This window comes from Pseudooceanicola endophyticus, from assembly GCF_018760365.1.
GTDB lineage: Bacteria > Pseudomonadota > Alphaproteobacteria > Rhodobacterales > Rhodobacteraceae > Pseudooceanicola > Pseudooceanicola endophyticus.
Genome location: NZ_JAHIAB010000007.1, coordinates 91600 through 105672 on the forward strand (window position 1 = coordinate 91600; position 14073 = coordinate 105672).

Sequence of the window (14073 nt, forward strand, 5' to 3'; positions counted from 1 at the left end):
TCATCTGGCCGGAAATATCCCGGGGGGGCGCCGCAGGCGCGGGGGCAGAGCCCCCTGCCCGGCTTCAGTCGCGCAGGCGCCAGCCGGTCTGGAAGATCCGCCAGATCACCCCGATGCAGATGCACAGGAACAGGAAGATCGCCAGCAGCGAGATCCCCACCGGCACATCCGCGGTCTCGAAGAAAGCCCAGCGGAAGCCCGAGATCAGGTAGAGCACCGGGTTGCACAGCGTCACCGTCTGCCAGAACGGCGGCAGCATCGAGGTGGAGTAGAAGGAGCCGCCCAGGAACACCAATGGCGTCACCACGAGGAGCGGCACCAGCTGGAGCTGCTCGAAGTTCTTTGCCCAGATGCCGATGATGAAGCCCAGCAGCGCGAAGGCCAGGCAGGTCAGCAGCAGGAAGGCCACCATGGCGAAGGGATGGGCGATGCTGATGTGCACGAAGATCGAGGCCGTCCCCAGGATCACCAGCCCGATGAACAGCGCCTTGGTCGCCGCCGCCCCCACGAAGCCCAGGAGCACCTCGAGGAAGTTCACCGGGGCCGAGAGGACCTCGAAGAAAGTGCCGGTGAATTTCGGGAAGTAGATGCCGAAGCTCGCGTTCGAGATCGACTGCATGATCACCGACAGCATCACCAGGCCCGGCACGATGAAGGCCCCGTAGGAGACCCCCTCCACCTGGTCGATGCGCGAGCCGATGGCGGCGCCGAAGACCACGAAGTAGAGCGAGGTCGAGATGATGGGCGACACGAAGCTTTGCAGGATGGTGCGGAAGAACCGCGACATCTCGTTCATGTAGATCGCCCTGATCGCCAGCAGGTTCATTGCGCGCCCTCCGAAACCAGGTCCACGAAGATCTCTTCCAGCGTGCTCTCGGTGGTCGAGATGTCCTTCAGGACGATCCCGGCCTCCTGCACGCGGGCCATCAGCCCGGCGATGCCGGTGCGTTCCGCCCGGGTGTCGTAGCTGTAGCTCAGCGACAGCCCGTCCGGCGCCAGTTCCAGATCCAGCCCCCCAAGCGCCGGCGGGATCCCTGCCAGCGGTTCGCGCAGCTCGATCGTCAGCACCTTGCGGCCCAGGCGCTGCATCAGCTCCGAGGTCTGCTCGACCATCAGGATCTCGCCCTTGCGGATCACCGCGACACGATCCGCCATGGCCTCGGCCTCTTCGATGTAGTGGGTCGTCAGGATGATCGTGACGCCCTCCTTCTTCAGCTCGGCCACCGCATCCCACATGTCCTTGCGCAGCGCCACGTCGACGCCCGCCGTCGGTTCGTCGAGGAACAGCACCTTGGGTTCATGGGCCAGCGCCTTGCCGATCAGCACGCGCCGCTTCATGCCGCCCGAAAGTTCACGCACGCGGTTGCGCCGCTTGTCATAAAGCGAGAAGCGCTTCAGCAGGCCGTCCACCAGCGCATCGTTGCGCGGCTTGCCGAACAGCCCGCGCGAGAAATGCAGGTTGGCCCCGACATAGGAGAAGGGCTCCAGGTGGATCTCCTGCGGGACCAGGCCGATCTGCTCGCGGGCGCGGCGGTAATCCGTGCGGATGTCGAACCCGGCCACCGTCGCGGTGCCCGAGGTCGGCTGGGTGATGCCGCAGAGGGTCGAGATCAGCGTCGTCTTGCCGGCCCCGTTCGGGCCCAGCAGCGCCAGGATCTCGCCCTCCTCGATATCGAGGTTGATGCCCTTGAGGGCCTCGAAGCCGCCCTCGTAGGTCTTTCTCAGGTCTTTCACCTGAAGGATGGGTGCCATCGGTCGCCCCTTGCGGATGAAACGGTCTGCGGCGGTGCATCCCTGGGGTGCGCCGCCGATGATGCTCCGCAGATATGCCAAAACCCGCACGGAAAAACTGTGGGATTTCACACAACCCCGACGTCAGACCTGCGGGGCGGGCAGTGGACAGCCCTTTGCGGGCACGGCAAACCACACAGGATCCCTGTGGATTTGCCGCCGCAGCCTCGCCCGGCGGTGCCCCGGGCGGCGGGCACGCCAAAGGCCCTGTCACGAAGGGATCTGCAGCGGAAGTGCCGGCGCTCAGCCGCCGCGCAGGCGCTTCAGCCAGCCCGGTTTCGCCGGGGCCTCCCCTTCGGGGGGCGGCGCCTCCGGGTCCTCCTCCGGCTCTGCCAGGCCCTCGATCCCCTCCTGGAAGCGGGTGAAGAACTGGTCCGCCATCTTGCGGGCAAAGCCGTCGATGACCCGGCTGCCCAGCTGGGCCAGCTTGCCGCCCACCTTCGCCTCGACCTCGTAGGTCAGCAGCGTGCCCTCGGCGTGATCCTCCAGCCGCACCTTCGCGGCCCCCTTGGCAAAACCGGCGGCGCCCCCCTTGCCCTCGCCGGTCAGGGTCAGCCCCGTGTCCGGTTCCAGGTCCGAGACCGTCACGCCCCCCTTGAACGTCGCCTTCACCGGTCCGACCTTCTGCACCACGACCGCCTCGAACCCCTCCTCCGGGGTGCCGGTGACCTCCTGGGCGCCGGGCACGCAGTCCTTCAGGACCTCCGGCGACAGGAGCGCGGCATAGACGGTGGCGCGGTCGGCCCGGATGATGCGGCTGTCGCTCATCTCCATGGCGTTTCCTTTCCTGTTGGTTCCGGCAGGCTAGTCCGGGGGCCGCCGCACGCCAAGCCTCGCTTTGGTCGGACAGCCGCCCCCTTGCGCCGCGACGGAAGCTGTGATCTGAACGCCCCATCCACAGGGGAGTCCCGTAGAGCCGGGGCTGAGATGGGGGCGCATGTCCCCGGACCCTTCGAAGCTGATCTGGGTCATGCCAGCGGAGCAAGGAGGAACCATGTTCACAGGCGCGCAAATCTCCCTTTACCCGATGACGTCGGAGTTCGTCCCCGTCATCCTCGATGCGCTGAAGGCGCTCGATCCCTGGAAGGATCGCCTCAGGATCGAGACCGACGACATCTCGACCCTGGTCGTGGGCCCGCCCGAGGTGCTGTTCCCGGCGCTGCGCGATCTTTTCGTGCGCGCCGCAGCAACCCGCGCCCATGTGGTGCTGCACGCGACGCTGTCGCGCGGCTGCCCCGGCGAACCCGACGACCCGATGTGCGTGACCGGCGCCCTGGCCAACCCCGACGAACCCGTCGCGCAACGGGTGCAGGACGCCCGGGCCGCCGTCACCGGCGCCGCCCCGACCGGTGAGGAAGCCGCCGCGCAGATGTCGCTTTATGTCATGGGCCAGGGCGACCACATGGCCGAGATCTACGGCTGCATCGACTTCATCAAGGCCAGCGGCGTCTTCGAGAAGTCGAAGAATTTCTGCACCAAGCTGCGCGGCGATGCCGGGCCGGTCTTCGCCACCGTGGCCGAGGCCTTCTGCCGCTTCGGCCCGCCCGAGGGCCATGTCACCGTCGACCTGACGGTCTCGGCCAACAGCCCCTCGAAGGTCTGAGCCGATGCGCCTTTCCGCTGTCCGCCATCAGGCGGGACGGGCGCTTCCGGCGCTCGTCTCGGTCTGTGCGATCCTGCTGGCCTGGGAGGTCTACGTGGACCTTGCCGGCGTCTCTCCCACGCTGCTGCCCGCGCCCTCCAGGGTGGTGGAACAGGGCTGGGCGGCGCGGGCCGTGCTGTTGGCCAATGCCGGCCCGACACTGGCCGCGACGCTTTCGGGCTTCGCGCTGTCGCTGGCCTCGGCCTTCGTCTTTTCGGTCGCCATCGATTTCGTGCCGGTGCTGCGCCGGGCGCTGTTCCCGGTCTTCGTGATCTCCCAGACCCTGCCGCTGGTGGCGATCGCGCCGCTCATCGTGCTGTGGTTCGGCTTTGGCCTGCTGCCGAAGATCCTGCTGGTGGCGCTGGTGACCTTCTTCCCGATGCTGGTGGCGCTGGTGGATGGCTACGAAAGCACCGATGACGACCTGCAACGCCTGCTGCGCAGCATGGGCGCGGGCCGGGCGGGGGTGTTCCGCCGCGCCCGCCTGCCCTCGGCCCTGCCCTATTTCTTCGCCGGGCTGCGGATCTCGATCACCTATGCCGTGGTGGCGGCGATCTTCGCGGAATATGCCGGGGCCCAGCGGGGCCTCGGGATCTTCATCCTGAACGCCAAGAACAACTTCCGCCCCGACCTGGTGCTGGCGGCAGTCTTTGTCAGTTCGGCGCTGACGCTGGTGCTGTTCGCGCTGGCGGCCGGGCTGCAACGGCTCTCCATGCCCTGGAGGCGCGCATGAGCCCGCTGCTGTCGCTGCGCAACCTCGCCCTGACCCGGGGCCGAACGCCGGTGCTGGCCGATATCAGCTTCGATGTCCGGCCCGGGGAATTCACTGCGCTCATCGGCCCTTCGGGGGCCGGGAAATCCTCCATCTTCGAGCTGCTGCTGGGCAACCTTGCCCCGGAGGCCGGGCAGATCACGCTGCAGGGGGCGCCCCAGGACGCCGCCTTCGCCTACATGCCGCAGCGCGATGCGCTGATGCCCTGGCGGCGCATCATCGACAACGTGGGCCTGGGCCTCGAGGTGCAGGGGATGTCGCGCCGCGCCGCCCGCGCCGCCGTCGCGCCGCTGTTCCCGCGCTTCGGGCTGGAGGGCTTCGAACGGCACTGGCCCGCCCAGCTTTCCGGGGGGATGCGGCAGCGCGCGGCGCTGGCGCGCACCCTGGTCCAGGACCGGCCCCTGCTGCTGCTCGACGAACCCTTCGGGGCGCTCGACGCGCTGACCCGGACCGGGATGCAGCAATGGCTGGAGGCCCGCCTGGCCGAAACCCGCACCACCGCTTTGCTGATCACCCACGACATCCGCGAGGCGATCTGCCTGGCGGACCGCATCCACGTACTCTCGCCCCGCCCGGCGCAGATCCTTGCCAGCTTCGACGTGACCCTGCCGCGCCCGCGGCTGGGCCGCCCCCTGCCCGCCGAGGCCCATGCCCTAGAAGCGCGCATCACCGACGTTCTGGCCGGCATCCCCGGCTGACCCCGCCCGCCCCTTCCGATCTTCAGGAGATCCCGATGACACGCCCCCTTCGCACCCTGATCGCCGCCGGCCTGGCCGTGCTGATCGCCACCGCCGCACAGGCCCAGACTTCGGCCCGGACCACCGTCAAGATGGCGCTGGACTGGACCCCCAACACCAACCACATCGGTCTCTACGTCGCCGAGGCCAAGGGCTACTACAAGGAGGCCGGGCTGGACGTGCAGATCCTGCCCTATACCGATACCTCGGCCTCGGCGCTGGTGGCCAACGGGGTGGCGCAGTTCGGCATCCTTTCCTCGGTCGGCTTCTTCACCCAGCGGGCGGCGGGCGTGCCGCTGCAACCGGCCTATGCCGTCGTCCAGCACGAGACCGGCCGCGTCGTCTTTGATGGCACCCGCGCCGATATCGCGCGCCCGGCGGACCTGGACGGCAAGACCTACGGCGGCTTCGGCACCGCCTGGGAGGATGCGCTGGTCAGCACCATCATCAAGGGCGATGGCGGCAAGGGAGAGTTCAAGACCGTGACGCTTGGCACGTCCGCCTATGAGGCGCTGGCTTCGGGGCGGGTCGACTTCACGCTGGAAATCCTGACCTGGGAGGGCGTCAACGCCGAGCTTCTGGGCCGTCCGCAGCGCAGCTTCACCTATGCCGACTACGGCGTGCCGGACCAGTACACCACGATGATCGGCGGCATGCAGCCCTGGATGGAGGCCCATCCCGACACCACCCGCGCCTTCATCGAGGCGGCCGAGAAGGGCTACCGATTTGCCGCCGAACACCCCGAAGAGGCCGCCGAGATCCTGATCAAGGCCACCAACGGGATGCTGTCGAATCCCGCGCTCATCAAGGCCTCCATGGCGGCGTTGGTGAAGGGCCAGTTCCTGATCGACGGCGACGGCACCATCGGCGCCATGGACCCGGCGCGGATCACCAAGATGGGCAACTTCCTGTTCGACCACGGCCTGCTGCGCGACGGCGACGGCAAGCTGCTGGAGACCCGCCCCGACTTCACCGGCTGGACCACCAACGCCTACCTCTCCCCGCAGGACTGAGCCCGGCCCGCCCCCCGGAACGGTGCGCCCGGGCGTGCCGTTCCCATTCCATTTCCAGAATTCCCGCCCAGATCCGTTAAATGAGATATATCACGCATTAAAATGCCATTAATCGTTAGCGCCAACACCGCCCGGGAATGACCGGACGGCGGTCTGCCCGGCATTTCAGCATTGCACGAAAACGTAGAATGGCGCGGATGCGGCATTCGGACCCAATCGTTTCGAAATTGCCACCTGCTTGCGCAATAACACTTGCCCGGTGCACGCCCAGATTGCAGATATGCTTGCATTCAAATGGAAGAATGCATGCCAGGCCGTCTGGACCACCACCTGATCTACGATGCAATCTTGGACGAGGACGCCTTCCAGGCGCTTCCCGAGCATCTCGCGCGGCTGGCCAATGCCCGGTCCTGCTGGATGCTGTGGCAGGACGCAGAAGAGGCCTTCGTGGTCTCCAGCCATCACGGTCACTGGAGCCCGCTGGAGATCGCCGCCTATGCAGAGGCCGGCGCCCCCACCGACCCGCTGATCGCGGCCAGCCGCCGTCCCGGGGTGATCAACCGCTTCGACAGCGCCTCAAACGTGCTGGGACAGGACGCCTTTCTGCGCTCCGAGTTCTACAACGAGCAGATCCGCCGCTCCGGCAGCGGCACCTACTGGATCGCCGGCGCCAGTTTCGACACCCCCTACGGCATCGGCACCGTCGGCCTGCACCGGGAAAAAACCAGCGGCGACTTCTCGAGCGAGGAGATCACCCGGCTGGCCGCCCTGAACGACGACATCCGCCGGATGCTGGCGATCCGCAGCGAGCTTCTGGCCGCGCGGATGCCCGCCAGCCTGGATTTCCCGCTGCGCGCCGCCCTGCGGCTGAACGCCGAGGGCCAGGTCCTGGGCCATGACGCCGCCGCCGACATGCTGGTGCGGGAACATCCGCTGCTGCGCCTGACATCGGCGGGGCTGGAGGTGGCCGGCACGCTGGGAACGCTGTTTCACGACCGCCTGCTGCGGGCCGCCGATCCGCGGATGCCGCGCCCCGATATCCTGCGCCTGCCCAGCCCCTCGGACGAGCTGCCGGACCTGCAGCTGAACTTCGTGCCCGACATCCATGCCCCCGGCGAGGTGCTGCTGATCGTCGCCCAGAAGGAGCGCCCCCGCGCCCTGCTGCCGACGCCGCTGGATCAGCCCGCCCCGCCCCGGCTGACCGCGCGCGAGCACGAGATCCTGCTGCTGCTGACCTCCGGAGAGCGGCGTGACCGGATCGCCCACCGGCTGGGAATCTCGGTGCCCACGGTCGATCTGCACCTGAGCAAGATGCGCCGCAAGCTGGGCACCCGCACCCTGCCCGAGATGGTCGCCGAGGCGGTTCGCTGGGGATTGATCTGAGCCGTCGGACTCAGGCGACGCAGCACAGGTTGCGACCGTCGCGCTTGGCCCGGTAGAGCGCCGCATCGGCCCGGTGCAGCCAGTGCTCCACGCTCGCGATGTCGTTGCCGAGGGCGCAGATCCCAAAGCTGGCGGTGACATGCAGGCGGGCCCCGGCGGCCCGAAAGAAGGTGCCGTCGATCCGGGTGCGCAGACGTTCGGCACAGATGCGGGCGTGATCGGCATCGGTATGCGGCAGGAAAATGGCGAATTCCTCGCCCCCCACCCGACCGAACAGGTCGGCGTTGCGCAACTCGGTCAGGCAGACCTCTCCGATGCTGCGCAGCACCGCGTCGCCGACCGGATGGCCGTAGGTGTCATTGACCTTCTTGAAGTGATCGATATCCATCATCACCAGGGAACCGGCGATGTCGTAGCGCCGGCAGCGCTCGATCTCCTGGCGGACCCCCTCGATCCAGCTGCGGCGGGTCATCGCCCCGGTCAGGCCATCCTTGGCGGCGATCTCGCGCAGCTCGAACTCGTTCATCACCAGCGCCGCGAGGTGGCGCATGATCGCGACATCCTCCGGGGTGAAGGCGCGCGGCTTCACGTCGAAGGCCGACAAGGCGCCGATGTTGAACCCCTCGCTGGTGTGCAGCGGCACCCCCAGATAGGCGCGCACCCCCAGGTCCCGGACCGGCGGCAGATCGCGGAACCGCGGATCGGCCAGGGTATCGGGCACAACCAGCGGGCATTCGCTTTGAATGGTATGATTTCCAAAGGATGCCTCGCGCGGGATTTCACTGAGCGAAATCCCGGAGGCGGCCTTCAGCCAATGACGCTGCGCATCCACCAGCCCGACATTCGCCATCGGCACCTTCAGGACAAGGCGGGCAATTTCCGCAATACGATCAAAGGGCTCCTCGTGCGGCGTATCCAGGACGGCCTTGCGCTCCAGTGCCGCCAAACGGCCCTTTTCGCTCATATCCAGCATCCTGCATTCCCCCGCGTCCGTTTTGTACGCTTGGTAAACGCATTAATCCCGATCAAATCAATGAAAAAGGAAACGCACTATTCTTCGGTATAGGTTGCCCCCGGCCTGCGGTATACACCCGCTGCCCGAACGCCCATGAAACGGCGCCTGGTTCCAGTCCGCCCGGTGATTCCAGCCGGACAGATTTCAAACCAACCATGTGAGGAAAGTGGCGCACCGGGGAGGATTCGAACCCCCGACCCCTTGATTCGTAGTCAAGTACTCTATCCAGCTGAGCTACCGGTGCGTTGGGGGCGATGTACCCGCCCCGCCCGGACCACGCAAGGGCGAAAACGGCGAAATCTGTGGAAAACTCTGCCCGCGCAAATCTGCCGTGGCGGCACCCTCTACTGTGCGGCCAGATCCCGGCTGGCGACATCCTTGGGAAGGTAGATCAGGAAGACCGTGCCGTCGGGCCCGGTGTGCTCCAGCTCGATATGGCCGCCATGGCCGCGCACCAGTTCGGCGGCAATCGCGAGGCCCAGACCGGTGCCGCCCTTGCGCGCCCCGCCCGAGAACGGCGTGAACAGGTTCTCGCGCGCCTTGGGCGGCAGGCCGGGGCCGGTATCGGCGACGCGGATCGTCCAGCAGCTGTCGGTCTCTTCGGCGGCGACGGCGATCTCTCCGGGGGCGCCGGTGTTCTCGATCGCCTGGCGGGCGTTGCGCACCAGGTTGAAGATCACCCGGTGGAGCTGCTCGGGATCGGCGCGCAGGCGCAGGGTGGCGGGGATGTCCTCCGCGAAGGAGATGTCGTGCTCGCCCACCGCCAGGCGTTCGCTGTCGATGACGTCGCCCACCACATCCATCAGCGCCACATGCGAAAGCCGCGGCGCCGGTTCCTCGGACTTGCCGAAGGCCAGCGTCGCCTCGCAGAGATTGACGGCGCGGGTGATCGAATTCACCACCTTGGGCGCCAGCCGCTTGACCGCCGGGTCCTCGGAGACTTCCAGCCGGTCAGTGAAAAGCTGCGCCGAGGTCAGGATATTGCGCAGGTCGTGGCTGATCTTGGCGACGGCAGAGCCCAGCTGCGCCAGCCGCTCCTTCTGCTTGAGCGAGGCGGAGAGCTGGGTTTCCAGATCCAGCAGCGCTTCCTCGGCGTCCCTCAGATCGCGGACGCTGGCCTTGGGTTCGATCACCCGGCGGGCATCCTCGGGATCCTCGGTATAGGCGCGCATCTCGCCGATGAAGCGCTTCATCGGCTCCAGGATGAAGCTGCGCACGGCGACGAACAGCAGAAGCGCCGTGAAGACCGAGAAGATCGCCGAGATCAGGAACATGTTGCGCCCGTAGTCGATCATCGCGGTGCGCAGCGGCCCCGAGGGCATGGTGACCTCGATCAGCAGCCCGGCCTCGCGCACCGGGTTGCCGATGACGCGGATCACGTGGTTCTCCGGGGTGAAAAGGGTGATCAGCGCCTGATGGATCAGCTGGGCGGCGGTGGCGTCGCGCAGATCGAAGGTGGCCTGCACGGGGCCCGGCACCGGAGAGGACAGCACCAGCTGGCGCGCCTCGTCGCGGCGCAGCACGACGTTGTAGACCTCGGCGTTCTTCAGCAGTTCCTTCTCCAGCGAGGGAGAGATCTTGTTGTCGTCCGCCAGCAGCGACAGGGAGGCGATCTGCGCGCGCTCAAGGCGCGACAGCAGGTAATCCTCCCGGAAGCGGGCCACCGATGGCACCAGGATCAGCACCTCTGCCAGGATCACGAACAGCGCCGTGAGGATCAGGAAGCGGCCGGAAAGCGATCGGATCATGCGCAAGCTCTTGCAGCGACGGGCCCCCGGCCCGCCGGTCGTCGTGATGATTTGACGCAAACCTAGTGTGTCGCACGGCCTTATGCCAGTTCCGTGACGGCGGATCCCCGCTTTCCGCCGCTCCCTGCCTGTGCAATATCCCTCCGACCGCCCCTGAAAGCGGGCTTGCCGGGCCGCCCCGGGGCGGTTGCGAAAAGCCGGGGAAAGCCCTCAACTTGGGTTTGACAACCGGCAGGGGCCTTCTTATAGACCGAGCCTCGAACACAGCGGTGCGCCTGGGCGATTCCCGGGGAAGTTCCGCTCGACCCCCTTCCCTGAGCGTCCAGAAGACGGGCATGGCTGGGATCACAGAAACGCCCCGGTGGAACAGCCGGCGGGGATAGTAACGGAGACGGAGCGATGAAACGCACCTACCAACCTTCGAACCTGGTCCGCAAGCGGCGCCACGGTTTCCGCGCCCGCATGGCCACCAAGGCCGGGCGCAAGATCCTGAACGCACGCCGCGCACGCGGCCGCAAGAGCCTGAGCGCCTGATACGGGTGCTCCTCTTCCCTGCTTGAAGAGGCTCTGAAGACCATGACACCGCCGAGCACCCCGCCCGTATCTGATGCAGATCCCCGGGCCAGCGTCTCGGCGGTTTCTTCATGCCCGCAGGAGGCATCCGCAGCGCCGAAGGTGCAGATCCTGCAGAAACGGTCGGATTTCCTGGCCGCCGCCCGGGCCCGCCGCCAGGGCACCCCGGCGATGCTGGTCCAGGCCCGCCGCCGCGCCCCCGACGAAGCCGCCAGCGGCATCCGCGTGGGCTTCACCTGCTCCAAGAAGGTCGGCAATGCGGTGGCCCGCAACCGCGCCAAGCGCCGCCTGCGCGAGATCGCGCGGCTGGAACTGGCCCTGCACGGTCACGACGGCTGGGATTACGTGCTGATCGGCCGCAAGGATGCCACCGCCGAGCGCGATTTCCTGCTGCTGCGGCAGGATCTAGTGGAGGCGCTGCAAAAGCTGCACGCGCCCCGGACCCGCCGGTCATGAGCCCCGCCGCCTGGATCCTGTCGCTGCCGATCCGGGGCTACCGGATGGTCTTCTCTCCCTGGGTGGGCCACAACTGCCGCTACGATCCGACCTGCTCGGCCTACATCCTTGAGGCGCTGGAAAAGCACGGCCCCGTCAAGGGCAGCTGGCTGTCGATCCGCCGCGTCGCGCGCTGCCATCCCTGGGGCGGGATGGGCGTGGACGACGTGCCGGACTGAACGCCCCCGGCGGCGCTTCGGCGCCGCAACGTCAGCCAGCGTTGTCCTGAGGCCCGCGGATCTGCTAAACATGCAGGAAGCCGCAAGCTCTTCCTTGCCCCAGCCCTTCCAGACCGGACCCTCCGATGCTCGACGACGACAGCGACGATATCCATCCCCTTTTCCACGGCGCCCCCGGCTCCACGGAGTTCAAGAAGCTGCGCAAGCGCATCGTCCGCCAGACCCGCGAGGCGATCGAGCAATACGGCATGATCGAACGCGGCGCGAAATGGCTGGTCTGCCTCTCAGGCGGCAAGGACAGCTACACCCTGCTGGCCGTCCTGCACGAATTGCAGTGGCGCGGCCTGCTGCCGGTCGAGCTGCTGGCCTGCAACCTCGACCAGGGCCAGCCGGGCTTCCCGGCGACGGTGCTGCCGGAATTCCTTGAAAAGATGGGCGTTCCGCACCGGATCGAATACCAGGACACCTATTCCGTGGTGATGGACAAGGTGCCCCAGGGGCGGACCTACTGCGCGCTCTGCTCGCGGCTGCGGCGCGGCAACCTGTACCGGATCGCGCGGGAGGAAGGCTGCTCTGCCGTGGTGCTGGGCCATCACCGCGACGACATCCTCGAAACGTTTTTCATGAACCTCTTCCACGGCGGGCGGCTGGCCACCATGCCGCCGAAGCTGGTCAACGAAGAGGGCGACCTGTTCCTCTACCGTCCGCTGGCCCATGTCGCCGAGGCGGACTGCGAGAAATTCGCCCAAAGCATGAACTATCCGATCATTCCCTGCGATCTCTGCGGCTCCCAGGACGGGTTGCAGCGCCAGCAGGTGAAGCAGATCCTCGACGGCTGGGAACGCAATTCTCCCGGTCGGCGCCAGGTGATGTTCCGCGCGCTGATGAATGCGCGCCCCTCGCATCTGCTGGATCCCAAGCTGTTCGATTTCGCCGGGCTGAGCCTGGGCGGCAAGCCCGCAGAAGAGGATTCCATTCCCAACCTGCGTTAAACTGGTGTTGAGTTTCTGGGCCTAGCGTGCCGCCCAACTGTTCGGGATGACTTCAGATGTACGCTTTCTCGGAAAGACGCGCCCAGAAGATCCGGGAAGCCATCACCTGGCTGACATCCGGCGCGCAGCTGCTGGTGCTGCTGCCGCTGCTGTGCCTTCTGGGCTATCTCGTCGCCGGAGAGGTCGCGCTGGTGGTCATCGCCCTGGCGGTGCCGATGATCCGGCTGCTCTCGGGTCTGGCCCATGGCCGGCCCGAGCTGCCCCCCTCGCGGGCCCGGGATGCGGTGACCGGGCTGACGCTGCGGGATTCCCTGGAGGCCATGCTGGACGGCGCGTTGCAGACCCAGGCCAGCTCCACGCTGCGGACCGCCTGCGTGATGATCCAGATCGACGAATTCGATGCCTTCTCGGACCGTTACGGGCCCAATGCCAGCGATGACGTGCTGTATCGCGTGGCCGGGCGGCTGCGCAGCGCGATGCGCGACGACGACCTGATCTGCAAGGCCGGTCACGCCACCTTCGGCATCGGCATGGCCCCGGCGACCCACATGGATCTGGAGGCGATGATCCAGCTGGCCGCCCGCCTGCAACAGATGGTCGAGGAACCGATCGCACTGGATTCGACCACCGTCTACATTTCCTGCTCGATCGGGTTCTGCCTGGGATCGCGCAGCCCGATGCCCACCGGCGCCGCGCTGCTCGCGGCCAGCCAGGGCGCCCTCCAGGAGGCGCTGCGCTACGCCCCGTCGGCGATCCGCGCCTTCTCGACCGAGATGCTGCGTGGCAAGCGTGGCCGCGCCCTGCGGGTCGAGGAAGTTGCCGCCGCACTGGAAAAGGGCCAGATCGTGCCGTTCTTCCAGCCGCAGGTCTCGACCGACACCGGGCTGGTCACCGGGTTCGAGGCCCTGGCGCGCTGGTGCCACCCGGACCGCGGCATGATCGCTCCTGCGGAATTCCTGCCGCTGATCGAACAGGGCGGGCTGATCGAACGGCTGGGCGATGCCATGCTGGTGCAGTCGCTGACCGCGCTGACCCAGTGGGATGCCGCCGGCCTCCAGGTGCCGCAGGTCGGCGTCAACTTCTCCATGGAAGAGTTGATGAACCCGCGGCTGATGGAAAAGCTGCAATGGCAGCTGGACCGCTTCGGCCTGGCCCCCTCGCGGCTGTCGGTGGAAGTGCTGGAAAACGTCGTCGCCGCCTCTCCCGAGGATGTGGTGGCTCGCAATATCAACGGCTTGGCGAAGCTGGGCTGCCGGATCGACCTGGATGATTTCGGCACCGGCCATGCCTCGATCTCTTCCATCCGGCGCTTCGCGGTGGAGCGGTTGAAGATCGACCGCAGCTTCGTGATGAAGGTCGATTGCGATGCCGAGCAGCAGCGCATGGTGGCCGCGATCCTGACCATGGCGGAACGCCTGGGCCTGGCGACCCTGGCCGAGGGGGTGGAGACGCCGGGCGAGCATGCGATGCTGGCGCAGCTGGGCTGCGATCACGTCCAGGGCTTCGAGATCGCCCGCCCCATGCCCTTCGAACAGACCACCGAATGGATCCGCGCCTATCACGCGGGTCTGACAGAGGCGCCGAAGTTCGGACGTGGCAACGCCTGAGACCGGCGCAAGATGCGGCTCTGCGGCCCCGAGGGGCCCCCGCCTGCGAAAGGATCGCATTGCCGGCCCCCTCGCCCGACCCAGCGGCATTGGCCAAACCCTTGTCCGGCTGCTCTGCCCCCTGAA

The 14073-nt window shown here is 67.2% G+C and carries 15 protein-coding genes, 1 tRNA gene and 1 riboswitch; of the genes, 10 read left to right on the forward strand and 6 right to left on the reverse strand.

Features of this window, described 5'->3' with window-relative positions; genetic code table 11:
• Positions 1 to 64 precede the first annotated feature (64 nt).
• The 3 genes from KM176_RS13495 to KM176_RS13505 all read right to left on the reverse strand — a co-directional run bounded on the left by KM176_RS13495 (position 65) and on the right by KM176_RS13505 (position 2565).
• Positions 65 to 826 (reverse strand): ABC transporter permease, encoded by a 762-nt coding sequence (locus KM176_RS13495; protein WP_160894133.1) that lies wholly within the window; start codon positions 824 to 826, stop codon positions 65 to 67.
• Positions 823 to 1752 (reverse strand): ABC transporter ATP-binding protein, encoded by a 930-nt coding sequence (locus KM176_RS13500; protein WP_160894131.1) that lies wholly within the window; start codon positions 1750 to 1752, stop codon positions 823 to 825. Before KM176_RS13500 ends, KM176_RS13495 begins: the two co-directional genes overlap by 4 nt.
• 282 nt (positions 1753 to 2034) lie before the next feature.
• On the reverse strand, positions 2035 to 2565 hold the full coding sequence (locus KM176_RS13505; RefSeq protein WP_160894129.1) for a CoxG family protein: 531 nt from the start codon (positions 2563 to 2565) through the stop codon (positions 2035 to 2037).
• 115 nt (positions 2566 to 2680) lie between these two features.
• Positions 2681 to 2794, forward strand: a riboswitch (TPP riboswitch).
• Between KM176_RS13505 and KM176_RS13510 the strand changes: the two genes are divergently transcribed.
• The 5 genes from KM176_RS13510 to KM176_RS13530 all read left to right on the forward strand — a co-directional run bounded on the left by KM176_RS13510 (position 2786) and on the right by KM176_RS13530 (position 7338).
• Positions 2786 to 3394 carry a YkoF family thiamine/hydroxymethylpyrimidine-binding protein gene (locus KM176_RS13510; protein ID WP_160894127.1) on the forward strand — a complete coding sequence of 203 codons (609 nt, stop codon included), beginning with the start codon at positions 2786 to 2788 and terminating at the stop codon, positions 3392 to 3394. Its footprint overlaps the riboswitch before it by 9 nt.
• 4 nt (positions 3395 to 3398) lie before the next feature.
• The gene (locus KM176_RS13515; protein ID WP_160894125.1) at positions 3399 to 4166 is read left to right on the forward strand and encodes an ABC transporter permease; all 768 of its coding nucleotides are present in this window, start codon (positions 3399 to 3401) and stop codon (positions 4164 to 4166) included.
• A complete protein-coding gene (locus KM176_RS13520; RefSeq protein ID WP_160894123.1) occupies positions 4163 to 4903 on the forward strand; it encodes an ABC transporter ATP-binding protein in 741 nt (246 codons plus the stop codon). Before KM176_RS13515 ends, KM176_RS13520 begins: the two co-directional genes overlap by 4 nt.
• Positions 4904 to 4938: 35 nt before the next feature.
• The gene (locus KM176_RS13525) at positions 4939 to 5955 is read left to right on the forward strand and encodes an ABC transporter substrate-binding protein (protein ID WP_160894121.1); all 1017 of its coding nucleotides are present in this window, start codon (positions 4939 to 4941) and stop codon (positions 5953 to 5955) included.
• Between the two features lie 306 nt (positions 5956 to 6261).
• Positions 6262 to 7338 (forward strand): helix-turn-helix transcriptional regulator, encoded by a 1077-nt coding sequence (locus KM176_RS13530; protein WP_160894120.1) that lies wholly within the window; start codon positions 6262 to 6264, stop codon positions 7336 to 7338.
• Between the two features lie 10 nt (positions 7339 to 7348).
• On the opposite strand, the gene KM176_RS13535 is transcribed toward KM176_RS13530, so the two are convergent.
• The 3 genes from KM176_RS13535 to KM176_RS13545 form a co-directional block, all read right to left on the reverse strand.
• Entirely contained in the window at positions 7349 to 8302 is a 954-nt protein-coding gene (locus tag KM176_RS13535; protein WP_215558787.1) for a sensor domain-containing diguanylate cyclase, read from the reverse strand.
• A gap of 218 nt (positions 8303 to 8520) precedes the next feature.
• Positions 8521 to 8597 (reverse strand) — tRNA-Arg (locus KM176_RS13540).
• Positions 8598 to 8697: 100 nt separating this feature from the next.
• Positions 8698 to 10101, reverse strand: a complete 1404-nt coding sequence (locus KM176_RS13545; protein ID WP_160894116.1) for a sensor histidine kinase — start codon at positions 10099 to 10101, stop codon at positions 8698 to 8700.
• Between the two features lie 399 nt (positions 10102 to 10500).
• Here KM176_RS13545 and rpmH point away from each other — a divergent pair, with 399 nt between their 5' ends.
• The 5 genes from rpmH (at position 10501) to KM176_RS13570 (ending at position 13947) form a co-directional block, all read left to right on the forward strand.
• Positions 10501 to 10635, forward strand: coding sequence for a 50S ribosomal protein L34 (gene rpmH / locus KM176_RS13550; protein ID WP_005980833.1), 135 nt, complete (start codon positions 10501 to 10503; stop codon positions 10633 to 10635).
• Between the two features lie 42 nt (positions 10636 to 10677).
• Positions 10678 to 11130, forward strand: coding sequence for a ribonuclease P protein component (gene rnpA, locus KM176_RS13555; RefSeq protein WP_160894114.1), 453 nt, complete (start codon positions 10678 to 10680; stop codon positions 11128 to 11130).
• Entirely contained in the window at positions 11127 to 11348 is a 222-nt protein-coding gene (gene yidD / locus KM176_RS13560) for a membrane protein insertion efficiency factor YidD (protein WP_160894112.1), read from the forward strand. The genes rnpA and yidD overlap by 4 nt, the downstream gene beginning before the upstream one ends.
• Positions 11349 to 11473: 125 nt before the next feature.
• The gene (gene ttcA / locus KM176_RS13565; protein ID WP_160894110.1) at positions 11474 to 12340 is read left to right on the forward strand and encodes a tRNA 2-thiocytidine(32) synthetase TtcA; all 867 of its coding nucleotides are present in this window, start codon (positions 11474 to 11476) and stop codon (positions 12338 to 12340) included.
• 56 nt (positions 12341 to 12396) lie between these two features.
• Complete coding sequence (locus KM176_RS13570; protein WP_160894108.1) at positions 12397 to 13947, forward strand: putative bifunctional diguanylate cyclase/phosphodiesterase; 1551 nt, start codon at positions 12397 to 12399, stop codon at positions 13945 to 13947.
• Positions 13948 to 14073 lie beyond the last annotated feature (126 nt).